The organism is Pseudomonas iranensis (genome assembly GCF_014268585.2).
Taxonomy (GTDB): domain Bacteria; phylum Pseudomonadota; class Gammaproteobacteria; order Pseudomonadales; family Pseudomonadaceae; genus Aquipseudomonas; species Aquipseudomonas iranensis.
Genome location: NZ_CP077092.1, coordinates 5278626 through 5305000, shown reverse-complemented (window position 1 = coordinate 5305000; position 26375 = coordinate 5278626). Strand labels below are relative to the sequence as shown.

General features: G+C 59.1%; 22 protein-coding genes, 1 tRNA gene, 2 rRNA genes and 1 pseudogene (1 of these 26 only partly in view). 16 read left to right on the top strand and 10 right to left on the bottom strand.

Annotated elements, in window-relative coordinates:
• The 6 genes from HU724_RS23865 to HU724_RS23840 all read left to right on the top strand — a co-directional run.
• Nucleotides 1-57: transfer RNA gene (locus HU724_RS23865), tRNA-Ala, on the top strand (it extends 19 nt beyond the left edge of the window).
• 247 nt (nt 58-304) lie between these two features.
• A 23S ribosomal RNA gene (locus HU724_RS23860) occupies nt 305-3198 on the top strand.
• A 147-nt stretch (nt 3199-3345) separates the two neighbouring features.
• Nucleotides 3346-3461, top strand: a 5S ribosomal RNA gene (gene rrf / locus HU724_RS23855).
• Nucleotides 3462-3608: 147 nt separating this feature from the next.
• Complete coding sequence (locus HU724_RS23850; RefSeq protein WP_041480024.1) at nt 3609-4268, top strand: paraquat-inducible protein A; 660 nt, start codon at nt 3609-3611, stop codon at nt 4266-4268.
• Nucleotides 4255-4878 (top strand): paraquat-inducible protein A, encoded by a 624-nt coding sequence (locus tag HU724_RS23845; RefSeq protein ID WP_071173597.1) that lies wholly within the window; start codon nt 4255-4257, stop codon nt 4876-4878. Before HU724_RS23850 ends, HU724_RS23845 begins: the two co-directional genes overlap by 14 nt.
• The gene (locus tag HU724_RS23840; RefSeq protein WP_016773187.1) at nt 4871-7174 is read left to right on the top strand and encodes a PqiB family protein; all 2304 of its coding nucleotides are present in this window, start codon (nt 4871-4873) and stop codon (nt 7172-7174) included. Before HU724_RS23845 ends, HU724_RS23840 begins: the two co-directional genes overlap by 8 nt.
• Nucleotides 7175-7347: 173 nt before the next feature.
• Here the strand turns inward: HU724_RS23840 and mksF are convergent, their stop codons facing one another.
• The 3 genes from mksF to mksB are packed head-to-tail and all read right to left on the bottom strand — an operon-like array spanning nt 7348 to nt 12156.
• Nucleotides 7348-10188, bottom strand: coding sequence for an Mks condensin complex protein MksF (mksF, locus tag HU724_RS23835; protein ID WP_186569135.1), 2841 nt, complete (start codon nt 10186-10188; stop codon nt 7348-7350).
• The gene (mksE, locus tag HU724_RS23830; protein ID WP_016773189.1) at nt 10185-10886 is read right to left on the bottom strand and encodes an Mks condensin complex protein MksE; all 702 of its coding nucleotides are present in this window, start codon (nt 10884-10886) and stop codon (nt 10185-10187) included. Before mksE ends, mksF begins: the two co-directional genes overlap by 4 nt.
• Nucleotides 10876-12156 carry an Mks condensin complex protein MksB gene (mksB, locus tag HU724_RS23825; protein WP_160768349.1) on the bottom strand — a complete coding sequence of 427 codons (1281 nt, stop codon included), beginning with the start codon at nt 12154-12156 and terminating at the stop codon, nt 10876-10878. Before mksB ends, mksE begins: the two co-directional genes overlap by 11 nt.
• A gap of 242 nt (nt 12157-12398) precedes the next feature.
• On the opposite strand from mksB, the gene HU724_RS23820 reads away from it, so the two are divergent.
• Both HU724_RS23820 and rimI read left to right on the top strand, forming a co-directional pair.
• The gene (locus HU724_RS23820) at nt 12399-13145 is read left to right on the top strand and encodes an energy transducer TonB (protein ID WP_186569196.1); all 747 of its coding nucleotides are present in this window, start codon (nt 12399-12401) and stop codon (nt 13143-13145) included.
• Nucleotides 13138-13590, top strand: a complete 453-nt coding sequence (gene rimI, locus HU724_RS23815; RefSeq protein ID WP_076564123.1) for a ribosomal protein S18-alanine N-acetyltransferase — start codon at nt 13138-13140, stop codon at nt 13588-13590. The genes HU724_RS23820 and rimI overlap by 8 nt, the downstream gene beginning before the upstream one ends.
• A 109-nt stretch (nt 13591-13699) precedes the next feature.
• Here the strand turns inward: rimI and HU724_RS23810 are convergent, their stop codons facing one another.
• On the bottom strand, nt 13700-14107 hold the full coding sequence (locus HU724_RS23810) for a hypothetical protein (protein WP_024014311.1): 408 nt from the start codon (nt 14105-14107) through the stop codon (nt 13700-13702).
• Nucleotides 14108-14247: 140 nt separating this feature from the next.
• Between HU724_RS23810 and can the strand changes: the two genes are divergently transcribed.
• A complete protein-coding gene (can, locus tag HU724_RS23805; RefSeq protein WP_186569136.1) occupies nt 14248-14892 on the top strand; it encodes a carbonate dehydratase in 645 nt (214 codons plus the stop codon).
• A 9-nt stretch (nt 14893-14901) separates the two neighbouring features.
• Here can and HU724_RS23800 read toward each other — a convergent pair whose 3' ends face one another.
• Complete coding sequence (locus HU724_RS23800) at nt 14902-15426, bottom strand: SET domain-containing protein-lysine N-methyltransferase (RefSeq protein WP_186569137.1); 525 nt, start codon at nt 15424-15426, stop codon at nt 14902-14904.
• A 176-nt stretch (nt 15427-15602) separates the two neighbouring features.
• Entirely contained in the window at nt 15603-16775 is a 1173-nt protein-coding gene (locus tag HU724_RS23795) for a hypothetical protein (RefSeq protein ID WP_186569138.1), read from the bottom strand.
• Nucleotides 16776-16992: 217 nt separating this feature from the next.
• On the opposite strand from HU724_RS23795, the gene HU724_RS23790 reads away from it, so the two are divergent.
• Nucleotides 16993-17283 carry a nucleotidyltransferase family protein gene (locus HU724_RS23790; protein ID WP_042609686.1) on the top strand — a complete coding sequence of 97 codons (291 nt, stop codon included), beginning with the start codon at nt 16993-16995 and terminating at the stop codon, nt 17281-17283.
• Entirely contained in the window at nt 17280-17624 is a 345-nt protein-coding gene (locus HU724_RS23785) for a HepT-like ribonuclease domain-containing protein (RefSeq protein ID WP_186569139.1), read from the top strand. Before HU724_RS23790 ends, HU724_RS23785 begins: the two co-directional genes overlap by 4 nt.
• Nucleotides 17625-17660: 36 nt before the next feature.
• Here HU724_RS23785 and HU724_RS23780 read toward each other — a convergent pair whose 3' ends face one another.
• Nucleotides 17661-19079, bottom strand: coding sequence for a short-chain fatty acid transporter (locus HU724_RS23780; protein WP_016773194.1), 1419 nt, complete (start codon nt 19077-19079; stop codon nt 17661-17663).
• A 338-nt stretch (nt 19080-19417) separates the two neighbouring features.
• Here HU724_RS23780 and HU724_RS23775 point away from each other — a divergent pair, with 338 nt between their 5' ends.
• From HU724_RS23775 to HU724_RS23760, 5 genes and pseudogenes are all read left to right on the top strand, one after another.
• On the top strand, nt 19418-20731 hold the full coding sequence (locus HU724_RS23775) for an MFS transporter (protein WP_186569140.1): 1314 nt from the start codon (nt 19418-19420) through the stop codon (nt 20729-20731).
• A 114-nt stretch (nt 20732-20845) separates the two neighbouring features.
• A pseudogene (locus HU724_RS28085) lies at nt 20846-21622 on the top strand (PAS domain-containing protein); the annotation flags it as partial.
• A complete protein-coding gene (locus tag HU724_RS28080) occupies nt 21602-22162 on the top strand; it encodes a methyl-accepting chemotaxis protein (RefSeq protein WP_241663599.1) in 561 nt (186 codons plus the stop codon). The pseudogene HU724_RS28085 and the gene HU724_RS28080, both read left to right, overlap by 21 nt.
• A gap of 216 nt (nt 22163-22378) precedes the next feature.
• On the top strand, nt 22379-22978 hold the full coding sequence (locus tag HU724_RS23765) for a flavin reductase family protein (RefSeq protein WP_186569141.1): 600 nt from the start codon (nt 22379-22381) through the stop codon (nt 22976-22978).
• 73 nt (nt 22979-23051) lie between these two features.
• Nucleotides 23052-23684: a LysE family translocator gene (locus HU724_RS23760; protein WP_071173586.1), complete on the top strand. Its 633-nt coding sequence runs from the start codon at nt 23052-23054 to the stop codon at nt 23682-23684.
• 73 nt (nt 23685-23757) lie between these two features.
• Here the strand turns inward: HU724_RS23760 and ggt are convergent, their stop codons facing one another.
• The 3 genes from ggt to HU724_RS23745 all read right to left on the bottom strand — a co-directional run bounded on the left by ggt (nt 23758) and on the right by HU724_RS23745 (nt 26375).
• Nucleotides 23758-25590 carry a gamma-glutamyltransferase gene (gene ggt / locus HU724_RS23755; RefSeq protein ID WP_186569142.1) on the bottom strand — a complete coding sequence of 611 codons (1833 nt, stop codon included), beginning with the start codon at nt 25588-25590 and terminating at the stop codon, nt 23758-23760.
• A 216-nt stretch (nt 25591-25806) separates the two neighbouring features.
• Nucleotides 25807-26055 (bottom strand): bacteriocin immunity protein, encoded by a 249-nt coding sequence (locus HU724_RS23750; protein ID WP_186569143.1) that lies wholly within the window; start codon nt 26053-26055, stop codon nt 25807-25809.
• Between the two features lie 50 nt (nt 26056-26105).
• A complete protein-coding gene (locus HU724_RS23745) occupies nt 26106-26375 on the bottom strand; it encodes a bacteriocin immunity protein (RefSeq protein ID WP_130888171.1) in 270 nt (89 codons plus the stop codon).

The window sequence follows — 26375 nt, the reverse complement described above, 5'->3', positions numbered from 1 at the left end:
GAGAGCGCCTGCCTTGCACGCAGGAGGTCAGCGGTTCGATCCCGCTTGGCTCCACCACTACTGCTTCTGAAGTTTGAAAGCTTAGAAATGAGCATTCCACCGGTATGGTGATGAATGTTGATTTCTAGTCTTTGACTAGATCGTTCTTTAAAAATTTGGGTATGTGATAGAAAGATAGACTGAACGTTACTTTCACTGGTAACGGATCAGGCTAAGGTAAAATTTGTGAGTTCTCTTAGTTGAGAAATTCGAATTTTCGGCGAATGTCGTCTTCACAGTATAACCAGATTGCTTGGGGTTATATGGTCAAGTGAAGAAGCGCATACGGTGGATGCCTTGGCAGTCAGAGGCGATGAAAGACGTGGTAGCCTGCGAAAAGCTTCGGGGAGTCGGCAAACAGACTTTGATCCGGAGATGTCTGAATGGGGGAACCCAGCCATCATAAGATGGTTATCTTGTACTGAATACATAGGTGCAAGAGGCGAACCAGGGGAACTGAAACATCTAAGTACCCTGAGGAAAAGAAATCAACCGAGATTCCCTTAGTAGTGGCGAGCGAACGGGGACTAGCCCTTAAGTTGATTTGAGATTAGCGGAACGCTCTGGAAAGTGCGGCCATAGTGGGTGATAGCCCTGTACGCGAAAATCTCTTATCAATGAAATCGAGTAGGACGGAGCACGAGAAACTTTGTCTGAATATGGGGGGACCATCCTCCAAGGCTAAATACTACTGACTGACCGATAGTGAACTAGTACCGTGAGGGAAAGGCGAAAAGAACCCCGGAGAGGGGAGTGAAATAGATCCTGAAACCGTATGCGTACAAGCAGTGGGAGCAGACTTTGTTCTGTGACTGCGTACCTTTTGTATAATGGGTCAGCGACTTATTTTCAGTGGCGAGCTTAACCGAATAGGGGAGGCGTAGCGAAAGCGAGTCTTAATAGGGCGTCTAGTCGCTGGGAATAGACCCGAAACCGGGCGATCTATCCATGGGCAGGTTGAAGGTTAGGTAACACTGACTGGAGGACCGAACCGACTACCGTTGAAAAGTTAGCGGATGACCTGTGGATCGGAGTGAAAGGCTAATCAAGCTCGGAGATAGCTGGTTCTCCTCGAAAGCTATTTAGGTAGCGCCTCATGTATCACTGTAGGGGGTAGAGCACTGTTTCGGCTAGGGGGTCATCCCGACTTACCAAACCGATGCAAACTCCGAATACCTACAAGTGCCGAGCATGGGAGACACACGGCGGGTGCTAACGTCCGTCGTGAAAAGGGAAACAACCCAGACCGTCAGCTAAGGTCCCAAAGTTATGGTTAAGTGGGAAACGATGTGGGAAGGCTTAGACAGCTAGGAGGTTGGCTTAGAAGCAGCCACCCTTTAAAGAAAGCGTAATAGCTCACTAGTCGAGTCGGCCTGCGCGGAAGATGTAACGGGGCTCAAACCATACACCGAAGCTACGGGTATCACCTTCGGGTGATGCGGTAGAGGAGCGTTCTGTAAGCCTGTGAAGGTGAGTTGAGAAGCTTGCTGGAGGTATCAGAAGTGCGAATGCTGACATGAGTAACGACAATGGGTGTGAAAAACACCCACGCCGAAAGACCAAGGTTTCCTGCGCAACGTTAATCGACGCAGGGTTAGTCGGTCCCTAAGGCGAGGCTGAAAAGCGTAGTCGATGGAAAACAGGTTAATATTCCTGTACTTCTGGTTATTGCGATGGAGGGACGGAGAAGGCTAGGCCAGCTTGGCGTTGGTTGTCCAAGTTTAAGGTGGTAGGCTGAGATCTTAGGTAAATCCGGGATCTTAAGGCCGAGAGCTGATGACGAGTTACCCTTTGGGTGACGAAGTGGTTGATGCCATGCTTCCAAGAAAAGCTTCTAAGCTTCAGGTAACCAGGAACCGTACCCCAAACCGACACAGGTGGTTGGGTAGAGAATACCAAGGCGCTTGAGAGAACTCGGGTGAAGGAACTAGGCAAAATGGCACCGTAACTTCGGGAGAAGGTGCGCCGGTGAGGGTGAAGGACTTGCTCCGTAAGCTCATGCCGGTCGAAGATACCAGGCCGCTGCGACTGTTTATTAAAAACACAGCACTCTGCAAACACGAAAGTGGACGTATAGGGTGTGACGCCTGCCCGGTGCCGGAAGGTTAATTGATGGGGTTAGCTAACGCGAAGCTCTTGATCGAAGCCCCGGTAAACGGCGGCCGTAACTATAACGGTCCTAAGGTAGCGAAATTCCTTGTCGGGTAAGTTCCGACCTGCACGAATGGCGTAACGATGGCGGCGCTGTCTCCACCCGAGACTCAGTGAAATTGAAATCGCTGTGAAGATGCAGTGTATCCGCGGCTAGACGGAAAGACCCCGTGAACCTTTACTATAGCTTTGCACTGGACTTTGAATTTGCTTGTGTAGGATAGGTGGGAGGCTTTGAAGCGTGGACGCCAGTTCGCGTGGAGCCATCCTTGAAATACCACCCTGGCAACTTTGAGGTTCTAACTCAGGTCCGTTATCCGGATCGAGGACAGTGTATGGTGGGTAGTTTGACTGGGGCGGTCTCCTCCTAAAGAGTAACGGAGGAGTACGAAGGTGCGCTCAGACCGGTCGGAAATCGGTCGTAGAGTATAAAGGCAAAAGCGCGCTTGACTGCGAGACAGACACGTCGAGCAGGTACGAAAGTAGGTCTTAGTGATCCGGTGGTTCTGTATGGAAGGGCCATCGCTCAACGGATAAAAGGTACTCCGGGGATAACAGGCTGATACCGCCCAAGAGTTCATATCGACGGCGGTGTTTGGCACCTCGATGTCGGCTCATCACATCCTGGGGCTGAAGCCGGTCCCAAGGGTATGGCTGTTCGCCATTTAAAGTGGTACGCGAGCTGGGTTTAGAACGTCGTGAGACAGTTCGGTCCCTATCTGCCGTGGACGTTTGAGATTTGAGAGGGGCTGCTCCTAGTACGAGAGGACCGGAGTGGACGAACCTCTGGTGTTCCGGTTGTCACGCCAGTGGCATTGCCGGGTAGCTATGTTCGGGAAAGATAACCGCTGAAAGCATCTAAGCGGGAAACTTGCCTCAAGATGAGATCTCACTGGAACCTTGAGTTCCCTGAAGGGCCGTCGAAGACTACGACGTTGATAGGTTGGGTGTGTAAGCGCTGTGAGGCGTTGAGCTAACCAATACTAATTGCCCGTGAGGCTTGACCATATAACACCCAAGCAATTTGCGTCGAAAGGCCAGATTGCGGTGTGTGAAGACGAAACGAACCGAAAGTTCGAAACGCACAAACACCAGCTGTCACATACCCAATTTGCTGAAGCGAGACCATCTGGTCACGAGTCAGTACCCGAATTTCTTGACGACCATAGAGCGTTGGAACCACCTGATCCCATCCCGAACTCAGCAGTGAAACGATGCATCGCCGATGGTAGTGTGGGGTTTCCCCATGTGAGAGTAGGTCATCGTCAAGATTAAATTCCGAAACCCCAATTGCGAAAGCAGTTGGGGTTTTGTTTTGCCTGCGAGAAAGTTTTCAGCGCTATGGCGAACAAAATTGCACAGTTATTTTCGAATCAGAACACTAGAATAGCCCCATCTTTATCGGAGTCAGAGCCTGTATGTCAGAATCGGTTGACGCCCCCGGGCTGTCAGATTTACCGCTGGAAGACTTGATAGCCTGCCACGAGTGCGACTTGCTGATGCGCAAGCCGACACTTGCCCATGGTGAAAAGGCCCTATGCCCGCGTTGTGGTTATGAGTTGTACGCCCACCGCCATAACGTGGTGCAGCGCAGCCTCGCCCTGGTAATCGCCGCGTTATTACTTTACGTACCGGCAAACTTTTTACCCATCATGCAACTCAATATCCTCGGGCAATCTTCGCAGGATACTGTCTGGAGTGGCGTGGTCGGTCTGTTCAATACCGACATGCAAGGAGTGTCGATTGTCGTCTTCCTCTGCAGTATGGCGATACCGTTGCTCAAGTTGCTGTGCCAGCTGTTCGTGTTACTGACGATTCGTTTCGATGTCGGCCGAAGCTACGGTTTGCTGCTCTATCGTATTTACCACCACCTCAGAGACTGGGGCATGCTCGAGGTCTACCTCATGGGCGTCCTTGTCGCGATCGTGAAGCTGGCGGATATGGCAGCAATCACCGTCGGCCTCGGGCTGGCATGTTTCATTGGCTTGTTGTTGGTACAAGTCTGGCTGGAGGTGGTGATGTCACCGCATCAGATCTGGCAGGCATTATCAGGAGAGGATGCCCATGCGGGCGATTGATGCGGGCATTCTGGTGTGCACCGAATGCCACGAACTGAACAAGCAGGAAGCTGACGTCGACGAGCAAAGCTGTACCCGCTGCGGCGCGCAGGTGCACGCTCGCCGCCCCAACAGCCTGACCCGCACCTGGGCGCTGTTGATCACGGCGGCCATTATCTATATTCCGGCGAATGTCTTGCCGATCATGACGGTCAGCTCTTTGGGCCAGGGTGAGCCGAGCACCATCATGTCCGGGGTGATTGAACTGGTGCAGCACGGCATGATTCCAATCGCGAGCGTGGTGTTCATCGCCAGTATTCTGGTGCCCACGTTCAAACTGGTCGGCATCGCGTTGTTGCTGTTTTCCGTGCAGCGCCGGCAGCCATTGTCGGCCCGTCAGCGTATCTGGATGTACCGTTTCATCGAATTCATTGGCCGCTGGTCGATGCTCGATATTTTTGTGATCGCCATTCTCGTGGCGGTCGTCAACTTCGGCCGTATAGCCAGTGTCGAAGCCAATCTGGGCGCCGTTGCCTTCGCCTCTGTGGTGATTCTGACGATGCTCGCCGCAGTAACTTTCGATCCCCGACTGATTTGGGATAACACGGAGTCGGACGACGACCATGACTGATTTGCCTGTAGCGAAAACCCGACCGGCTTCGAACTGGTCGGCCATTTGGGTGCTGCCTCTGATCGCGCTGATCATCGGCGGCTGGCTCGGCTGGCGTGCTTATTCCGAGACCGGTATAGAGATTCAGGTGCGCTTCGAAAGCGGCGAAGGCATCCAGGCCAACAAGACCGAAGTGGTCTACAAAGGCATGCCGGTCGGCAAGGTCAAGACGCTCAAGCTCGACGATGAAGGCAACTCGAAAGGGGTGATCGCGACCATCGAAATGAACAAGGACGTGGAACAGTACCTGAAGACCAGCACGCGGTTCTGGCTGGTCAAACCGAGCGTGACCCTGGCCGGTATCACTGGTCTGGAAACGCTGGTCTCGGGTAACTATGTCGCGATCAGTCCCGGTGAAGGCGAGCCGGTTCGCAAGTTCAAGGCTTTGGCCGAAGAGCCGCCACTGTCTGACGCCAAGCCCGGTCTGCACCTGACCATCAAGGCCGATCGCCTCGGCTCGCTGAATCGCGGCAGCCCGGTGTTCTACAAGCAGATCAAGGTCGGTCAGGTCAAAAGCTACGTGCTTTCCGAGGATCAGAGCACCGTTGAACTGAAGGTGTTCATCGAGCCGACCTACGCCAAACTGGTGCGCAAACACACACGTTTCTGGAACGCCAGCGGCATCAGCATCGACGCCAACCTGTCCGGCGTGAAAGTCCGTAGCGAATCCCTGGCCAGCATCGTCGCCGGTGGTATCGCCTTCGCCACGCCGGAGAATCGCAAGGACAGCCCAGCGACCGATCCGAGCCTGCCGTTCCGTCTCTATGAAGACTTCGACGCCGCCGCTGCCGGAATTCGCGTGAAGGTCAAGCTCAGCGATTTCGAGGGCCTGCAGGCCGGTCGCACACCGGTGATGTACAAAGGCATTCAGGTCGGCAACCTGAAAGCGCTCAAAGTCGATCCGGACCTGAACAGTGCAACCGCCGAGCTGACCCTTGATCCGTTGGCCGAAGACTATCTGGTTGAGGGCACGCAGTTCTGGGTGGTCAAACCGTCGATTTCCCTGGCGGGTATTACCGGCCTGGAAGCGCTGGTGAAAGGTAACTACATCGCCGTGCGTCCGGGCGACAAAGGCGCTGCGCCGAAACGCGAATTCGAGGCGCGACCGAAAGCACCGCCGCTGGATCTGCGTTCGCCGGGCCTGCATCTGGTGTTGTTTACCGATTCGCTGGGTTCGATCGATGTCGGCAGTCCTATTCTGTACAAGCAGGTCAAGGTCGGTTCGGTGCAGAGCTACCAGTTCTCCCGAACCAAGAAGCAGCTGGTCATCGGCGTGCACATCGAGAAGGAATACGAAAACCTGGTCAACGCCTCGACGCGTTTCTGGAATGTCAGCGGCATTACCCTCACGGGTGGCTTGACCGGCGGCATTCAGGTCAAGAGTGAATCTTTGCAAACCCTGATGGCCGGCGGTATCGCGTTCGAAACGCCGCAAGCCAATGCGCCGTTGAAGAAACGCATACCGCGCTTCCGTCTGTTCGCCGACCACGATGAGGCGAACAAGAAAGGCGCGGTAGTGACGATCAAGGTTGATCGCGCTGACGGCTTGAGCAGCGGTACACCGGTACGTTTCAAGGGGCTGGATGTCGGCAAGATTGAAAGCGTCGATCTGACCGATGACATGCAGTCGGTAATCCTCACCGCACGCATCACCGAAGTACCGGAAAAGATCGCCCGGGTCGGCAGTCAGTTCTGGGTGGTCAAGCCGGAACTGGGCCTGATCAAGACGCAGAATCTGGAAACGCTGGTCACCGGTAAATACATCGAAGTCCAGCCGGCGGCAAAGAATCTCGGCCCGCAGAAGAACTTCGTTGCCTTGGCCGAGGCGCCGGAAGTCACCAAGCAAGAAGCGGGTCTGAGTCTGGTGTTGAGCGCCGCACGTCGTGGTTCGCTTAAGCCTGGCGTACCAGTGACCTACCGTGAGATCACCGTCGGAAAGGTGACCGGTTATGAATTGGGCCAGACAGCTGACCGTGTGTTGGTGCACATCCTGATCGAGCCGAAGTACGCGCCACTGGTGCGTAGCGGCAGCCGCTTCTGGAACACCAGCGGCGTGGGCTTCGATTATGGGTTGTTCAAAGGCGTGACGGTGCGCACCGAGTCGCTGGAGACACTGATTCAGGGCGGGATTGCCTTCGCCACCCCGGACGGTGAACGCATGGGCAATCCGGCTCGGGCCGAGCAGACGTTCCCGTTGTTCGACAAGTTCGAGGATGAATGGCTGACCTGGGCGCCGAAGATTCAGCTCGGTAAGTAGTGGCGCCTGTCGAATAGCCTTCGAGCAGGCTCGCTCCCACAGGGGAACGCATTCCAACTGTGGGAGCGAGCCTGCTCGCGAAGGGGCCAGCCAAATCAACACAAATCCAGGCGATAAAAAAGGGCCGCGATCTCATCAGATCGCGGCCCTTTTTTTGCTTCAGCTACCGCCGATCAAACCGCATCCAGCTCCGGCTCATCGGCCTGCACATTCAGCGTGGCCTTGACCACATCATGGCGACGGATGTACTTCCAGTCCGCCTCATCAATGTAGATGCCTGCCGGGCCGCTGCCGCCTTCCAGGTCGATTGCGACACTGGCGCAGACTTGCGGCTTCACACTCGCCAGAATCGGCACGAAGCCCAGTTGCAGACTGGTTTCCAGCAGCGCCGCCTGGTTCTTCTCGTCGATGTCCGCCGCCTCGTCGAGGTAGTACGGCAAACGCACGCGGCCGGCCAGATCGCGATCCATCAAGTGCAGCAACAAGTACATGTTGGTCAGCGCCTTGATGGTCATGGTCGTACCGTTGGACGCCGCGCCGTCGATATCGGTGTGGATCACCGGTTGGCCGTTGACCTTGGTGATCTCGAAGGCCAGTTCGAACAAGTCCTTGAGGCCGAGCTGGTTGTGGTTCGCCGCCACCAGCCGCGCCAGATATTCCTTGGCCTCTTCGTTCTTGTTGTCCTGCTCGGCGCTCTGGCTGAGGTCAAACACCGACAGTGTTTCGCCTTCCTCATACTGGCCGGCGCTGTGGATGATCTGGTCGATGTGCTTGAGCGCTTCCTTGTTCGGTGCGAGGACGATGCGGAAGCTCTGCAGGTTGGAAACCTGACGCTTGTTGATCTCGCGGTTGAACAGCGCCAGTTGATGCTCGAGGCTGTCGTAGTCGCTGCGGATGTTGCGCAGGGTGCGGGCGATGTCGGTGACCGCCGCGCGCCGCGCCTTGCCCAAGGTCAGCGCTTCATCGGTGCGGTGTGCGTAAGCGTTGATCAGCAGCGACAGACGCCGCTCCATGTCGTCTTCGCTGTCGAACTTGGCCACACCTTTCAGACGCACCTGCGCGTACAGCGCCTCGATCTGCCCATCGGCGCGCAGCAGACCCTGCCAGCTGTCCTGATAGTCGTTGAGCAGCGGCAGCAGGTTGTCCATCGAGTCATCGACCGGATCCATGAACGGCGTTCCGAACGGCAGGTCCGCTGGCAGCAACTGACGACGGCGCAGCGCGTCGTCGAGGGTGCGCTGCTTGGCTTCCATGTCGGCGATCTGCCGGCCGACCAGTTGCAGCTTGGCCGACAGTTGCTGGACGCGCTCGGTGAAGGCATCGCTGGAGCGCTTGAGTTCGTCCTGCGCGGCTTCCATCTGCGCCAGTTGTTCGAGTTTGTCGCTTTCTTCGGCGCTCAGCGTCTGGGTGCGACGGAAATCTTCCAGCGCCTTCTGCGCGTCCAGTACCTGCTGATACAGCGCCTCGGTCTGGGTCTTGCTCGCGGCGCGGTCGGCGGCCACGGCTTGCTGGGTTTTCAGTTGCTTGAGCTCTTTTTCCAGACGCTCCTTCTGATCGCGCAACGCGGCGCGGTCGGCCAGCGCTTGCAGGGCCGGCGGCTCGATGTGCGAGATGTCGATCGACAGGCCCGGCACTTCGAAGCGCTCGCCCTTGAAGCAATCAAGTATCAGCTCCACGGATTTGACCCACTCGCCGTTTTCGTCGAGGGTGATGCCGTGCTCGCCCAGCGGCAGGCTGAACAGCGCGCTGTTGAACAGGCGCATCAGGCGTTCGACGTCCTGTTGCGAGAACTCTTCGCGCAGACGGGCGTAGCTGTTGTTGTCAGCGTGATCGAGTTGCTGCTTCACCGACTTCAGGCGTTTTTCCAGATCGCGCAGACGCTCTTCGAGATCTTCGGCGCTGAACTGACGCGACTGCGCCAGGGCACCGGCCAGTTCATCGTGAGCATCCTTGGCGGCGAGCAATTGTTGCTCGAGCACTTTGACGTCATCGACCAGGGCGAAGCGATTCTTCAATACCGACAGCTCACCGAGCCAGCGCTGGATGCCGGAAATTTCCCGCTCCAGACGCATCAGTTCCTGAGTGCCGCCGCGCTGATCGTTCTGCAGATCGTCCTGCTCGCGACGGTAGTGCTCGGCCTGGATGGTCAGCTCTTCCTTGCGCGCCGTGGCGTAATCCGACCAGGTGCCGAGCAGGGAATCGAGCAGCGGCGACAGGCGATGCAGTTTGCCGCGCAGCACATCGCGCTGTTTCACGCCGTTGGCCAGCGCTTCAACCAATGGGCCGGCGGCGACCAGCGAGTTGTAGTCCTGCTCCATGCGCCGCACGTCGCGGAAGGCTTCTTCGCACGCGGCGATGTAATCGACGCTGCCGGAACGCAGGCTGTGTTCGAAGGCATCGAGGAACAGTTGCTTGAGCTTGGCCGCGGTGATTTCGCGCATGTGCAGCAGGTTGATGAACAGTGCGCGGAAGGTCTTCAGGCTCTGCTCGCTGGTGGAGCGCAGCGGGATCAGGGTCAGGTCGAGCGGGATCGACGTATGGCCGCCAACCAGCAAGCGGCGCAGTTCATCCGGCTTGAGTTCGTAGGCTTTCAGGCCTTCTTTTTCGAGGTTGCTGAACAGTTCTTTCTGGCGCAGGCAGGTGTCGTTTTTCTGGTAATGGGCCAGATCGAGCTTGCCGGCATAGGCGAAGAACTGGTGACCGAAACCGCCACCCGGGCCGCGACCGACCACGCCGATCACGTGCGGGCCGTGGGGCAGGTTGACTTCGACGAGGATGTAACTGGTGTCGGAGGCGAAGTAGAAGCGCCGCGATTGTTCCAGGCTGTACTTGCCGAAACTCATGTCCGACATGCGCGCCAGAATCGGGAACTGCAAGGCGTTGATCGACGCTGATTTACCGAGGTTGTTCGCGCCGTAAACCGACAACGGTTCTTCCAGCGGGAACAGACCGAGGCTGTAACCGGCGGTGTTCAAAAGGGCAAAGCGGCGGATGCCGTAGCGTTCCTGGCTCATGCATCGGACTCCTGTTCTTCGGCAATGGCGCGGGCCAGTGCGTCTTCTTCGCTTTCTTCTTCAAATTCGGAAAGATCGAGCGGATCGTCGGTTTCGAGGAATTTCGCTTCGGCTTCTTCGTCGATCAGCACCGGCGCCGGCAGCGGCAGAACGCTGTGGACGCTGGCTGCCAGGTCGCGGTCCTGTTGTACCGACAGGCACACGTCGAGGAAACGGTGCATCGGCGGCAGGAAGCGGTAGACACCGTTTTCTTCGCCGGCGAAACCGAGCTGGGTCATGCGGCGCATGATTTTTTCTTCGAGCTCTTCGACGGTCTGCACTTCGGCCTGAATGAACAGGTCGCGGTATTTATCCAGCAGCGACGGCAATTCTTCGCGGCCGAGGCTGCCGCCATCGAGCACGGCAATCGGATCGCGGCCCTGATCGGCCAGGTGCTCGACGAGGATGAAGGTGAACAGCGCCAGACGCTGGGCGGTCTTGTTCACCGCTGCGGCGGCCATGTCCGGCACGAAGTAGTAGAAACCACGGGTGTCGCAGACCAGTTCAAAGCCCAACGCCTTGAACAGCGTGCGGTACTGGTCCTGGAAATTCGACAGTTGTGCATACAGCTCAGGATCACGGCGGCTGACGTGGTAACCCTTGAACAACTCGCGGAAAATCGGCGCCAGTTGCGACAGTTCGGAAAGATCAAGATGCATTTGGGATGCTCGCAGAATCCTCGGCGGCGGTATCGCTGGCCGAGAGCAGGGCGAAGGAGCGCAGGCTGACCTGGTGCTCGTGAGTGTGGTATTCGCGGCGTTCCAGACGCTCGCGCTTGAAGCGTTTTTCCCGCGACAGGCGCGAGAACCAGTAAAGCAATTCGTCGGTGGCGCCGTCCGGTTCCTGCTCCAGCAGCCAGGTCATCAGATCCGGCATCGGCAGGGATTCTTCGCACCGATCGACCATCTCGCGCACGGTGCGCGGTGCACGTGGAGCGTCGCCCGCTTTCTGGGTTTTGTGCGCCTTGGGGAAGCGCGCCGGTTTCGGCTCGAAACGCGCCAGCGCGTAGACGTAGGCTTCGACCTGACTGGCGCTGCCCAGGAAAGTGCTCTGTGGGCGGGTGAACAGCGGCATCGCCGCTTGCGGTACGGCGTCGATGCCTTTACGCCGGATCGCCGCCAGCGCCAGTGCGGCGCCGCGAGTGACGGCATTGTGCCGACGTGCTTCTTCACGCAACGGCAGCAGCAGCTCGCGGGCATGGCGCAGGGTCAATTGCGCGCTGGTCTGCATTTCGAGGATGCGCGCGTGGGTGCGCAGGAGCATGTCGTCATCGACCAGGTGGCCGAGGCGCTGCTGTTCGCTGAGCATCTTCAGCAGCACCGTTTCGACCTTGCGCACGCCTTGCTCGAAGGCACCGTCGGCGTTGACCAGATCGATCATCGGCTCGACGTATTCGTCCCACGTCGCCAGGACTTCGGCGTAACGCTGACGCAGCGGAATCTGCCGGTCGCTGGTCTTCGCCCGTTCGGCGACTGCCACCAGGGCCTGTTCATCGTTGTCGAGTTTCTTCAGTACGTCGCGCACGCGCATGTCGAGCAAGCGCAGCTGGCGCGCCAGATCGTTGCCGTCACGAACGTCGAAAGCGTCCTGGATATAACCGGCCAGACGCTCAAGGTGACGCAGGTAGGCTTCGATTTCCAGGCATAGACCGAGGCGGTGTTCGCGGCGCAGGTAGGCGAGGAAGTCGTGGATCTGCGCGTTGAGCTCGAAACGGTTCGGGCTTTTCGCCACCGGAACCAGAATATCGAGGCGAATCCACACGTCGAGCAGGCTGGTGATGTCCTGCGGCGTGCTGTCGAGTTGTTGGGCGGCCAGTTGCGTGCGCAGTTCGTTGAGGCTCAGGGTGCCTTGGTCGAAGTGCTCGCACAGTGGCTCCAGAAGTGCCCAGTGTTCAGCGAGGGCGCGCAAGACGCGCTTGGGTTCGATCATCGGAATGGCCGGCTGGTTGGCGATTAAAAGCGGCGATTGTACTGCATCACAGGCGCGGCGATTCACTCTCGGGACGGGCTGTCGCATTCTTTGCCCAAAGGGCAGCGGCGCAGCGCAGCGCGGGGTATCGATCAACAGCGAGCGATCTTGTGCGAAGGGCGGTAGAATCAGCGCACTTTCCGTTATCCACAAGTGGCCGACCTTTGCTTATCGAGTCCCGCCGCCGCGCCTATTTGAACGCCATGCAGGTGGTCAACTGGCTGCCGCGCACCGAACTGCCTTTCGCCGCACCGTCGCGGCCCGAGCTGCTGGAGATGCCCGAGCCTGAGCTTGAGGTGCCGGTTGCTCCGGCGCCTCAGGCCGAAGCACCGGCGCAGCCTGCCGCGCGTCAGGTCGAGCGGCCGAAAATTGAGGTGCCGCGTCCGTCGCTGGCCAGTACCCGCAACGGCGCGAAACCGGTGGAGGAAGTCGACGACACGCCGATGGTGGTCAAGCCAGCGCCAGTGCCGCCGCCACGGTTCGCCCTGCAACTGCTGCGCGCCGGGCGCTGCCTGCTGCTGGTCGAGTTACCCACAGGCGAAGCGTTTCAGAGTCGCGATCCGGCCTACCTGCTGCTCAAGGACATGCTGCGCGCCGCCGGTCTGCCGGATGCTCCGCAGATCGTCGGCGAACCTGTGCGCTGGCCGTGGCTCAATCGCGGCACGTTGGATCAAGGCCCGGAAGCGGCGCGCGACTTCGTGCAAGGCTTCCTCTCGGTGCAGATGGAAGCGGCGCCCTGCGCCTGTCTGTGGCTGATCGGCCTGCCGGCGGTGAAATTTGCCGGGGAAGCGGACGCCGAAGCGTTCAATAGTGAATTGCAGATCGAAGGTCTGGGCCTGGCCTGGGCGATTCCCGGTCTGGAACTGTTAATGGAAGAGCCACAGCGCAAGGCCGCTGTGTGGCAAGCCATGCGTCGGCTGATGGCGCGCTGGAAACAATCCGATGAGTGAGGCTGTAACCTTTCGCCCGATGACCGAGGCGGATCTGGACGCTGTGTTGAAGATCGAATACGCCGCGTACAGCCATCCGTGGACCCGGGGCATCTTTCTCGATGGCTTGGGCAAATACCAGATCTGGCTGATGTTCGAAGGGCAGCAGCAGGTGGGCCACGGTGTGGTGCAGATCATTCTTGATGAGGCGCACCTGCTCAATATCACCGTCAAGCCGGAAAATCAGGGGCGCGGGTTGGGGCTGACATTGCTTGAGCATTTGATGTCGCGTGCGTATGCGGCTGAGGCTCGGGAATGCTTTCTCGAAGTGCGCGACAGCAATACGGCTGCGTTCAGGTTGTATGAGCGTTATGGCTTCAACGAGATTGGCCGGCGTCGTGATTATTATCCGGCGGTGGGTGGGCGTGAGGATGCGGTGGTGATGGCTTGTACCCTGGTTGACTGATCGACCTTGAAAGCTTCGCGAGCAGGCTCGCTCCCACATTGGATTTTGTGACCATCCCTGAACCCTGTGGGAGCGAGCCTGCTCGCGAACGCGTCAGATCAGGCGCCTCTTATCTCCGCTTGCCATCCAGCGGATCCAGATCCGCCAGTTCCGCTTCATCCAGCCCGTCACCGCCGCCGATGTCATTTTCATCGACCACGCTCAGATCCCAATCCGCCTGATTACCCTCGCCGACTTCCTCGGCATCGCGCGCACCATCCTCGCGAATCAACGTTTCCGGGCTCAGGTCATCGTCAGTCGGCTGGTGATCGTCCACCGAGGCCCCGGTCATACCCGCCTCACGCACTCGCTCAGCAGGCATCAATTGTTCACGTTCACGCTCGGGCAGCTCATCGCCGATCTTCGCGCTGGGCTCTTCGTCGTCAAAGTCCAGCTCGTGCACCGAGCCCATGCGGTCTTCGTTATCATCGATGGGTTCCGGTTGCACCGCATCATAAGGGCGTCGTGAATCAGTCATGGCAATTCCTCATAGTGTGGGCCTTACTGAGTGGACTCACCGGGCGCGCGAGAATTCCAACGAAAACACTTTGCGCTGGCGGCGTGACTTCGACGGGTGGTCGTCTATCAAACCTGCGCATCTTTCTTGAGGCCTTATCCATGCACGATCTACAAGACCTGATTGATAACAACGAGCGTTGGGCTGACGCGATCACCAAGGAAGACCCGGATTTCTTCGCCAAACTGGCGCGCCAGCAGACTCCGGAATATCTATGGATCGGCTGCTCCGACGCACGCGTACCGGCCAACGAAATCGTCGGCATGCTGCCGGGCGATCTGTTCGTGCACCGCAACGTGGCCAATGTCGTGCTGCACACCGACCTCAACTGCCTGTCCGTGATCCAGTACGCGGTTGATGTGCTCAAGGTCAAACACATCCTCGTCACCGGCCACTACGGCTGCGGCGGTGTGCGCGCGTCGATGCAGGATCGCCAATTCGGCCTGATCGATGGCTGGCTCCGCTCGATCCGCGATCTGTACTACGAAAAGCGCGAAGAACTGGCCAAGCTGGCAACCGAGGAAGAGCAGGTCGATCGCATGTGCGAACTCAACGTGATCCAGCAAGTGGCCAACGTCGCACACACCAGCATCATTCAGAATGCCTGGCACCGCGGGCAGCCGCTGTCGATCCACGGCTGCATTTACGGCATCAAGGATGGCCGCTGGAAAAGTCTGAACACCACCATCAGCGGTTTCGAGCAACTGCCGCCGCAATACCTTTTGCGTCCGGTCGGCGCGCCGTAACCGCAGCTTTCAGCTTCGGCCTGGATGACGCCAGCGCTGTAAAAAGCGCTGGCCTTCAGGCGTGGGTGGGTCGTCGTAACCGGTGATCCAGCCACGGCAGCGCGACGAGCCGCAATCGCAGGCGAACTGGCGTAGCAGTTTGTCTTCGGTCGATGCGTAATCGATGCTCAGATGTTCGCCGCTGTGGATATCTTTCAACGCCCACAGCCACAACTCAGTCATGTCCAGGAATGCATTCGGATCACACGCGTGTTTCAGCACCCCGCAAAAACGCGGATCGTATACGTGGATGCCGGTTTGCAACTGGAGAGTATGTCGGCAGCGGTAGGGCAGCAATTGCCCGGAAACCCGGCACATTCGGCTGATACGCAGAAACTCGCGGCGCGCGACCACTGCCGTGGCCATGCCCTGTTCGTCGTGGATGATCTGGAAGTCGTCGCAGGATGGGAATCCCAGTCGCACGGGGAGTCCGGCGAAGGGATAAATGCCTTTGGTATCACGCGGCGGGTGCCGGCCCATGGCTTGATTGTTCATAACGATCCCTGTTGGTAGGTGTTGCCTCCGGGTTGTGCCCATGCGTCGTTTCGCGACGCATGATTGGATCCAAGCGTCGCGCAATTGCAACATCGAGTCTACTGTCAAACCTGACAGGCGCGTTCGCCGTTATCCCGCGTCAGCATTGGCTGACACGGGGTTTGCTCCGGCAGCGCTTACAGCGCTGGTGCGGGCACTGTGGCGGCAGGCAGTGGCGCTTTCAGCTGTTGCAGTTGCGTCTTGACCGGCGGCGTGGCGCACTTGGCAGCCGCTTCTTCGGCGCTTAGATCGCGGATTGAGGTGTAGAACAGCTCACAGGTTTTGACCTTTTGCGTCACCTGCCATGTTTGCGTGCAACTGTTCAGTGTGGCCTGCGCATCGCTGCCCGGTTTACTGCCCATACCAGCCTGCCAGCAGGCAGCACTCAAATCCTGGCCCATGACTTTCAGGCCCGCCGCGTCGGCCTTGGCCTGGGCGTCGTCGCCGGTGTAGCTCTTTGGGTCGGCGGCGTACCAGATGTAACTCGGGTGATTCGAACCGAGCACCGGCACATTCACCCCTTCGCTCGGACTGATGCTCGCCAGCCCCAATACGCCAACTGTCGGCCCATATTGCTCCTTGATCCAGTTGCGCACCGGCGCCCCGAACGCAACCATCGGCAGCGTCGTGCCGCTGGCGGTCTGGCTGAACTGCTTGACCAGCGTGGTCTGGTAATCCTTGAAGTAGTCGTAGACGTCTTCCAGATCACCGCCGGCATTGGACGGCGCGGCGATCGGGGCGATGTCGATGATGGTCTGGTAAGCCGGCGTCTGCCCGGCAGGGATGCCGTTATCGGTCAGCAAAGTCGCCCAGCGATCGGTGGTGTTCGAGCGCAGATAGTCCTGCGCCTGGGTCAGCGAGTAGTCAGGCGGGAAGTGCAGCAACTCGACGCTCTTGCGATTCTCCAGGGCCATGCCCAACGGCAGGAACAGATACCAGCTATAGGCCCATTTGCCATCGGCATTGAGCTTGCTGGCGCCGGCATAAGCCAGATCGCCGGCGTCGAGCAACGCTGACAGCGGCTTGTCATAGCCGTCGGGGACACCGCTGATCTCGGCGTAGATCTGATCGTTGTCGGTCTTCACCAGCACCTTGGCATCGGCGTAACCGTCGCGCTGTACGCTCTGGCTCAAGTAATGAGCGACGGTCTGCTCCAGCGTCCATTTGCGAAAGCAGATCACGCTACAGTTGTTGGGGTAGGCGAAGAGGCGGGTGACGCGCTCGGTGCTGCCCAGTTTCACGTCGACATCGGCGTGAGCGGCGGCGCTTAACGTCAGTGCAACGAGGGTAAGTCCTGCGAGTTTGGACATGCTCAGATCCTTTTCAGCGTGCGTTCCCCTCGGTTTGGGGGCGCTTCATAGTGGATCAGTGGTGTCTGACAGAAAAGCGGTTGAGTGTGGATTCTTGCCTGAATGCGGTATTACCCAAGCAGCGCACATATTGTTACGGCTGTGCCAACAAGCACGCTGCCTGGTGCGCGTCCGCACTGCTAGACTGCAGCGACATTGATTTTTTCACGGGTGATTCATGAAGCCTTCTACTGCTCTCGACATGCAAAGGTCCGCCGTCCGCGAAGTGATCGGGCGCTTTCGTGTGGCCAACCCGCGTGTATTTGGTTCAGCATTGCTGGGGACGGATCTGGACGGTAGCGATCTCGATCTGCTGGTTGACCCGCTGCCCGGCACGACGCTTTTTGATCTGGGCGGACTTCAGGTTGAGCTTGAAGACCTGCTGGGTGTTGCGGTCGAGGTGCTGACCCCCGGCGACCTGCCAGTGAAATTTCGTCAGCAGGTGCTTGATCAGGCGCGCCCCGTATGAACGAGAACCGGCGAGATGATTATCTTGAACATATTCGTCAGGCCGCGAGCGATGCGCTTATCTTCGTCGAGGGCCTGAACAAAGATGAATTCGCTGAAGATAAGAGAACGCAGCAAGCGGTGATCATGAGCCTGATCATCATTGGAGAGGCAGCGACCAAGATCATGGATCGTTACCCTGAGTTCACTGTTGAAAACGCGCAGGTGCCGTGGCGCAGCATGCGTGGGATGCGTAATCGAATTGCTCACGGTTATTTCGATATCAATCTGGACGTTGTCTGGGAAACCGTTCAGGTTGCGATACCTGCACTGTTGAAGTCCCTTCCGACCGCTCAAGGTTGAATACGCCTGTCCGAAGACAGGCGTATTAAAGTCTACCTACGGCATCACCGGCGGCGTATACGCCAATGTCGTCCCCAGCGCCCACAACAACAGCAGCACCAGTGGCGTGTGCACCAGCAATTGCACGAACGAGAAGCCGATCAGATCCCGCGCCTTCAACCCGAGCACGCCAAGCAGCGGCAGCATGTAGAACGGGTTGATCAGGTTCGGCAGGGCTTCGGCGGCATTGTAGATCTGCACTGCCCAGCCGAGATGGTATTGCAGGTCATTGGCGACTTGCATCACGTACGGCGCTTCGATGATCCACTTGCCGCCGCCGGACGGGATGAAGAAACCGAGAATCGCCGAATAGACGCCCATCAGCAGCGCATAGGTGTCGTGGGAGGCGATGCTGACAAAGAAAGTCGAGATGTGATGCGCGAGGGTTTGCGCATCGGCGCCTTTGACCGTGGTCATCAGCGCGGCGATCGAGCCGTACAACGGGAACTGGATCAATACGCCGGTGGTGGTCGGCACCGCACGGGCCACCGCATCAAGGAAGCTGCGCGGGCGCCAGTGCAGCAGCGCGCCGAGCATGATGAACAGGAAGTTATAGGTGTTCAGGCCGGAAATCGCGGTAATCGCCGGTTTGGTCGAAAACTCGTGAAACAGCCATCCCGCCGCCAGCAGCACCAACACGATGATCAGCAACGGGCTGTGTTCCAGCCATTCGCCGGGGCGCGTGCGCGGTTGCAGCGGCGGCAGGTTGAACGCCGGGTCGATGCCACAGGCCTTGGCGTCGCGTGCCGAATTCGGCCCGGGCGCGGTGGCGTAGGCGATGATGATCGAAATCACGATCAGTGCCAGCAGCATGACCCCGGACTGCCAGAGAAAAATGGTTTCGGTGAACGGGATGACGCCAGTGATCGACAGGATCGACGGCGGCAGGCTGCCCGGGTTGGCCTGCAACTGCGCGGCGGACGATGACAAGCCCAGCGCCCACACCGCGCCAAGTCCCAGGTATGCCGCAGCACCGGCGGCGCGGTAATCCATTTTCAGATCGGTGCGGCGGGCGAGGGCGCGTACCAGCAACCCGCCGAATACCAGCGACAGACCCCAATTGAGCAGCGATGCGACCATCGAGATCAACGCCACCCAGGCCACGGCGGAGCGGCCGTTCTTCGGGATGCGTGCCAGTTTGTCGATCAGTTTGACTGCGGGCGGAGAGCTGGCGACGACATAACCGCCGATCACCACGAAGGCCATCTGCATGGTGAACGGGATCAGGCTCCAGAAGCCGTCGCCGAAGGCCATCGCTGCAGCGGTGGGTTTGGCGCCCATGGCCAACGTGGCCAGCGCAACGATGATCACGGCCAACGCGGCGAATACCCAGGAGTCGGGAAACCAGCGTTCGGCAAAACTGGAACAGCGCAGGGCAAAGCGCGCGGAGCGGCTATCTTCGATATCAACGGCCACGGGAAGTACCTCTGATTTTTTATGGTTATTTTGGTCTCTGGCCACAATTTCAGCATTGTCACCGTACCTTGTGGGAGCGAGCTCGCTCGCGAAGGCGTCAGGTCAGTCAACAGTGATGTTGAATGTACCGGCCTCTTCGCGAGCAAGCTCGCTCCCACAGGGATTCATCGTGCTTTGTAAGCTGTGGCCCAGCAGACAGGCACTAACAGTAAATCAAGCGCCGCCCTTTTGTTGAGCAGGTTTTCGCAAACCGAGACTATGGTCTGACGGGTTGTCGATCCGCGCTTTTGCGTAGACCATGAGCGCCTTGGTTTTTGCCGATGCCTGAGTTCTTTGTCATGACTGCCCATTCTTCAGCCCGACCGGCGCCGTTCAGCCGCTCCGACTACAAGACCCTCGGCCTTGCCGCGCTCGGCGGGGCGCTGGAAATCTACGATTTCATCATCTTCGTATTCTTCGCACTGACCCTGAGTCAGTTGTTCTTCCCGCCGGAAATGCCCGAGTGGCTGCGTTTGCTGCAGAGTTTCGGCATCTTCGTCACCGGTTATCTGGCGCGGCCGCTGGGCGGGATTCTTATGGCGCATTTCGCCGACCGTCTGGGCCGCAAAAAGGTGTTCAGCCTGAGCATCCTGATGATGGCCCTGCCGTGTCTGCTGATCGGGATCATGCCGACTTACGCACAGATCGGCTATTTCGCCCCGTTATTGTTGTTGGCGCTGCGCATCCTGCAAGGCGCGGCGGTGGGTGGTGAAGTGCCAAGTGCCTGGGTGTTCGTCGCCGAGCATGCGCCTGTCGGCCATCGTGGTTACGCCTTGGGATTTCTGCAGGCCGGCCTGACCTTCGGTTACTTGATCGGCGCACTCACGGCGACCTTCCTGGCGCAGGTTTTCACGCCTGCCGAAATTCTCGATTACGCCTGGCGCTATCCGTTTCTGCTCGGCGGCGTGTTCGGCGTGGTGGGCGTTTATCTGCGCCGCTGGCTCAGCGAAACGCCGGTGTTCATGGCCATGGAAGCGCAACGCGAGGCGCGGGTCGAACTGCCGCTGCGCACGGTGTTGCGTGAGCATCGTCTTGCCATGCTCCCGGCCATGTTGCTCACCTGCGTACTCACCTCGGCGGTGGTGGTCTTCGTGGTCATCACCCCGACCATGATGCAGAAAACCTTCGGCATGACCGCCAGCTACACCTTCGGCCTCAGTGCCTTGGGCATCGTCTTTCTCAACATTGGCTGCGTGATCGCCGGTCTGCTGGTCGACCGCATCGGCGCCTGGCGCACGGTCATGCTCTACAGCTTGTTGCTGCCGCTAGGCATTGGCGTGTTGTATGGCTGCCTGATCATGGGCGGGCAGTGGATCGGCATGGCCTATGCGGTCGCCGGCCTGGCTTGCGGGGTAGTGGGTGCCGTGCCTTCGGTGATGGTCGGGCTTTTTCCGGCGCGGATTCGAGTGTCGGGCATTTCCTTCACCTACAACATTGCCTACGCCGCCTGGGCAAGTATCACACCGCTGTTGCTGATTGGTCTGATGCCGTGGAGCCCATGGATCTGCGTGATCTTTTGTGCCGTGATGGGCGCTGTGGGGATTGTGACGGCGGCGTATTTCGGTGCGCGCATGCCACGTACCGGACCGTGTCAGGCGGCCGGCGCTGCCTGAGCCGCAAGCGCCGGATTATTTTCGACTGACGGGTCTGGCGCTGGCTTCAGAAAAGCTGCGCAAGGCCGATGGCTAGGTTGTATCCGCTAACTACCCTGCCATCGGTGCTTTCCCATGTTCAATAAACGCTTGAAACAAGAGCTGGCCGCTCTGCGCGAAGAACTCTCCAGCCTTGTACAAGTGAAGGAAAGCCTGGAAAGCGAAATGCTCGCGCTGACCCTTGAGCCCGACGGGCGGATTCGTTCGGTCAACCAGAATTTTCTCGATGAAATGCTCTACAAGAGCCAGGACCTGGTCGGCCGGGCAATTGAAGACATCGTCCCGGCCCACGTCAAAACCGACGAATTCCATCAGCGCTTCAAGAACTCGATGAGCCGTGGCGAGCATTTCGCCGGCGCCGTGCGCCTGTTGCGCGGCAATGGCGACGAGGCGTGGCTGCGTTCCATCGTGCAACCGGTGCGCTCGTCCGATGGCCGGATCAGACACATTTCCTTCTACGCCAGCGACCTGACCCGCACCATCGAAGCCTCCCGCGAGCATGAGAACCTGATCGGCGCGCTGGTGCGCTCCACCGCCGTGATCGAGTTCGACCTCAACGGCAATGTGCTCAGCGCCAATGATCGCTTCCTCAACGGCATGGGTTACAGCTTGGCGCAGATCAAAGGCAAACATCACCGCACCTTCTGCGCCCCGGATGAGTACAACAGCGCCGAGTACCAGAACTTCTGGCGGCGCTTGAACAGCGGTGAATTCGTCGCAGGCCGCTTTAAACGTATCGACAGCCATGGTCGTACGGTGTGGCTGGAAGCGTCCTACAACCCGGTGGTCGATGCCAACGACAAACTGTACAAAGTGGTGAAATTCGCCACGGTGATCACCGATCAGGTCAACCGCGAGCAGGCGGTTGCCGATGCGGCCAGCATCGCTTACAGCACCTCGCAACAAACCGACAGCACCGCGCAACGGGGCACCACGGTCGTCACCGAAGCGGTGAACGTGATGCGTGATTTGTCGCGGCACATGCAAGCCGCTGGCGAAGGTATCGAGGCGCTCAACGAGCAGTCGCTGGTGATCGGCACGATCGTCAAAACCATCAGCGGCATTGCCGAACAGACCAACCTGCTGGCGCTCAACGCCGCGATCGAAGCCGCCCGGGCCGGCGAGCAGGGCCGTGGTTTTGCCGTGGTCGCGGACGAGGTCCGGCAACTGGCCTCGCGCACCAGCCAGGCGACGGACGAAATCGTCGGCGTGGTACGGCAGAACCAGGAAATGGCCCGCAATGCCGTGGCACTGATGACCGACGGCAAGCTCCAGGCTGAACAGGGCCTGGCGCTGGCGGCGGAGGCGGGCACGGTGATCGTCGAGATTCAGGACGGTGCGCAGAAAGTGGTGGATGCGGTCGGCCAGTTTGCCAATCAGCTCTCTCACTGACACCGCACTGATCGTTCCCACGCTCTGCGTGGGAATGCCGCCCGGGACGCTCCGCGTTCCTTCACTGGCGTGACGCAGAGCGTCACAGGATGCATTCCCGCGCAGCGCGTGGGAACGATCACCGAGGGGCAGCGCCGCATCTGCTCGCTCCCACAGGTTCTGTGTTTCTCCAGTGACAGCGCTACAATCGGCTCCTTTTCCTCCGGAGCAGATCCCATGAGCGTCTCCCACCGCCGTCCGGTGCCCCTGAACAAAGCCTACCGCCTGCTCAACCACGGGCCGACCGTGCTGGTCAGCGCCGCTCACGACGGCCAGCGCAACATCATGGCCGCCGCCTGGGCCATGCCGCTGGATTTCGAACCACCGAAAGTCGCCGTCGTCCTCGACAAATCCACCTGGACTCGCCAGTTGCTCGAAGCCTCCGGCACTTTTGTGCTGAATGTGCCTTGCGTCAATCAGGCCGATATCGTGCAAACCGTCGGCAACACCTCCGGCCTGGAAATCACCCGCAACCAAGGTCAGGACAAGTTTCAGGCGTACGGCCTGCAAACCTTCGCTGGCGAACAGATTGAAGCGCCGCTGCTTGAGGGCTGTGTCGCCTGGCTCGAATGCCGTCTGCTGCCGGAGCCGCGCAATCACGAGCAATACGACCTGTTCCTTGCCGAAGTCATTGCTGCCCAGGCCGATGAGCGTGTGTTCAGCGATGGGCGCTGGCATTTCGAGGGGCATGACGGCTTGCGCACGCTGCATCACGTTGCGGGCGGGCATTTCCTGAAGATTGGGGATGGGGTGGATGGCAAGACGTTGGCGGTTTAAATGACGTTGATGGAAAACCGTCAGCGGATGTAGCAAGGTAGAAGCTTCATTCCACTGCTCAGGCGCAACGCTCATGGACGTTTCTGTTGCCGGTTATCTTGCCCCGTTGCTCTCGCTGGCGCTGTTGTGGACAGTGGCGGTGGTCACGCCCGGGCCAAATTTCTTCAACATCGCGCAACTAGCGGCCAGTCACTCGCGCCGACATGGCGTGGTGGCTGCGCTGGGTGTGGCCACCGGCACGGTGCTGTGGGGCCTTGCCGGCGGCTTGGGAATCAAGACGCTGTTCAGCGCCGCGCCGACCCTCTATCTGGGCTTCAAGATTGCCGGCGGTTGCTACCTGATTTATCTGGGGCTGAAGCAATTCAAGCGCAAGGCTGCGATTGCCCCCGGTGCATCGGCTGCGCCCCGGCAGACTTATTTCGGCGTCTACGCTCGCGGTTTCCTCGGCAACATGACTAATCCGAAATCGGCACTCTTTGTCGCCACCATCTTCGCCACCGCCATGCCGCCCCACGTGCCGCCGCTACTGCTGGCGCTGGCCGTGCTGACCATGGCCACGCTGTCGTTCAGCTGGTATTGCAGCGTCGCTCTGTTCTTCGCCAGCCGCCGGGTTGCCGGTGTCTACGAGCGGTCACGCCAGTGGCTGGATCGGTTGGCAGGTGGGTGCTATTTGTTGTTTGGGGTGCATTTGGTGGCGAATCGCTGATCAATGAGAGCAATCGCTGTGCGCAAAAAAAGGCCTACCTCCCGGTAAGCCTTTTCTGCCCACTTCGTAATACTCAATCCCCCAACGCTTCTCCCTCACGGCGAGGGTCGGCACCCCCCGTCAATGTCGCTTTGCCCTGCGCATCCTTCACCCGCACGATCGCTTGGGTGCCGCTGGTCATGTCGATTTCGCTGAGCGTGTGGCCCTTGTCCTTGAGCGCCTGAATCAGCGCCGCGCTGAACTGTCCCTGTTCCAGTTCGGTGGGGCCATTGCGGCTGCCGAAGTTGGGCAGGTTGATCGCACTTTGTGCATCGAGGTTCCAGTCGAGCAGGCCGATGGTGGTTTTCGCCACGTATTCGATGATTTGCGAGCCGCCGGGCGAGCCGACTGTGGCGACGAATTCACCAGTGTTGCGATCAAAGATCAGCGTCGGCGCCATCGACGAGCGTGGGCGTTTGCCCGGTTCGACGCGGTTGGCGACTTTCTGCCCGTTCTCTTCAGGGATGAAGGAGAAGTCGGTCATCTGGTTGTTCAACAGAAAGCCCTGAACCATCAGGTGCGAGCCGAAGGCGGCTTCGATGGTGGTGGTCATCGACACGGCGCCGCCGAGGTCATCCACCGCGACCACTTGCGAGGTCGAGATGCGCAACGGCGAGCGGTCCGGTGCGTAGGCAACCTGTACGCCCGGCGGTGTGCCCGGTTTGGCGCTGCCCATGCTGCGCTCGCCGATCAGGCTGGCGCGGCTGGCCAGGTAGGCAGGATCGAGCAACCCTTTGATCGGCACCGGGACGAAGTCGGTGTCGGCCACGTATTGCGCGCGATCGGCATAGGCCAGACGTTCAGCCTCGGCGATCAGATGCACCGCTTGCGGCGCCGGTTCGATGCCGGCCGGCCTATTGCTGTTCACTGGTTTGAGCGGGGTCAGCGACAGGCGTGGATCGCGAGTCTCCAGCGCCTGCAACGTGCCGAGAATCTGCGCCACGGCGATCCCGCCCGACGACGGTGGCGGCATGCCGCAGACCTGCCAACGCTTGTAGTCGGTACACAGCGGCGCGCGCTCCTTGGCCTGATAACGCTGCAAATCGGTCAGCGACAGGCTGCCGGGGTTGGCGTGCTGTTGAACCCTGGAGACGATCTCTTCGGCGATCGGACCTTTGTACAGCGCATCGGCACCTTCGCTGGCGATGCGTTTGAACACGGCGGCCAACTTCGGGTTTTGCAGGCGCGTGCCGACGGCTTTGACGCTGCCATCGTCATTCAGGAAGTACGCAGCCATGTCTGGCGACTGGCGTATCAGAGGATCGGCAGTCAGCAGCGAATGCAGGCGCGGGGAAATCGCAAAGCCTTGTTCGGCCAGTTTGATCGCCGGCTCAAACAGCTTCGCCCATGGCAAGCGACCGTGTTGCCGATGCGCCAGCTCCAGCGCGCGCAATACCCCGGGCGTACCGACCGAGCGCCCGCCGATCTGCGCTTGCGTAAAGGCCATCGGTTTACCGTCAGCCTTCAGGAACAGCTTCTCGGTGGCCCCGGCCGGCGCCGTTTCGCGGCCGTCATAGGTGCGCACCTGCTTGCCATCCCACAACACAATCATCGCCCCGCCACCGATCCCGGAAGACTGCGGCTCAACCAGCGTCAACACCGCCTGCATCGCAATCGCCGCATCAATCGCCGAACCACCCTGACGCAACATCTCCCGCCCGGCTTCGGCCGCGAGTGGATTGGCAGCAGCGGCCATGTGTTTATTGGCGTGTCGGGTTTGCAGATCAGTGCGGTAACCGGATGCAGCTTCCGGTGCCAGTGGCAAAGAAGAAGAGGGCGGGGCGTTGCATGCGGTGAGGGTCAGAGCGCTGACAAGCAGTGTCAGGGCTGGCAGGCGAAAGCGCTTCAAAGGCTGGGCTGGAAACACGCGGGCTCTCCGTCCGTGGGGTAGAAGTCTTGGGGGACTTTATCGAGCGGGCCGGCGGGGTGCAAACCGCGTGAGGATTACAGCCCTCCCGCTCAGCGGCCGCGCCAATCGATTGGCCGAAAACGATGCCCTTGTGGGAGCGAGCCTGCTCGCGAAAGCGGTAACTCAGGCGATGCGATCTTCTTGAGAGTGATGCAGGGTTAGTGAGTCAGAAACTTATTGCTTGAAGCCAGGTAGACCATGGGTACAGCGCCACCTTTTCACGATTTCGGTAATGCCCTCGGCTGTTTGTTGTTTCATATCCTCGGGCCAATAGATAAGGTCAGTGCCCGCTGGGTGCTCACACAGACGTACAAATTCAAACAACAGGGGATCGAGAATCTTGTCTGGGCTTGTGTTGGCTGCAAGAACAGATTGCACAAATTTCAAGAATTCTGCTTCGGTGTAGTCGGATATGTTAGTCATAACGTCCTCAAGTTGAAGTTCCACAGTTCAAATGAAACGGGCGGCAGGATTCATGTCTTGAACCCGGGTAGTCGATTCGCTTCGCGCCATGCCATGACTGTACGAGCTATTCCGGCAGATGTTGTATCTGCTCCGGGCTCGGGGTAGTAGATCAGATCCATCCCGCTCGGATGTCCTACTATCTTGTTGAAGTGCAGTATCAATGCATCTGCACGGAGATCTGTCGGCGCTATATCTTCCTTTCTTATTTCATCTATGAGATCAATGAAATCCTGCTCGGTATAGTCGGAAAAGCTGCTTTTGATGAATGGGTCGCTCAT